This window comes from Pseudomonas sp. SIMBA_041 (genome assembly GCF_046535095.1).
In the GTDB taxonomy this organism is placed as follows: Bacteria; Pseudomonadota; Gammaproteobacteria; order Pseudomonadales; family Pseudomonadaceae; genus Aquipseudomonas; species Aquipseudomonas mucoides.
In genome coordinates, this window is record NZ_JAWRXJ010000245.1 from 1 (window position 1) to 276 (window position 276).

Consider the following 276-nt stretch of genomic DNA (forward strand, 5'->3'; position numbering starts at 1 on the left):
GGATCTGGTGATTATTGGCAACGCCATGACCCGTGGAAATCCGTGTGTGGAAGCGGTACTGGAAAAAAACATCCCTTATATGTCAGGTCCACAGTGGCTGCACGATTTTGTGCTGCGCGACCGCTGGGTGCTGGCCGTTGCCGGTACACACGGCAAAACTACCACCGCGGGAATGGCGACCTGGATTCTGGAACAGTGCGGTTACAAACCGGGATTTGTGATCGGCGGTGTGCCGGGGAACTTTGAGGTTTCGGCGCGTCTGGGCGAAAGCGACTT

1 protein-coding gene is annotated in these 276 nt (G+C 56.5%); it reads left to right on the forward strand.

The window, feature by feature from the left end:
• Window positions 1-276, forward strand: a 276-nt coding sequence (locus SB725_RS31035; RefSeq protein ID WP_410923228.1) for a Mur ligase domain-containing protein, incomplete at both ends; no start/stop codon positions are given.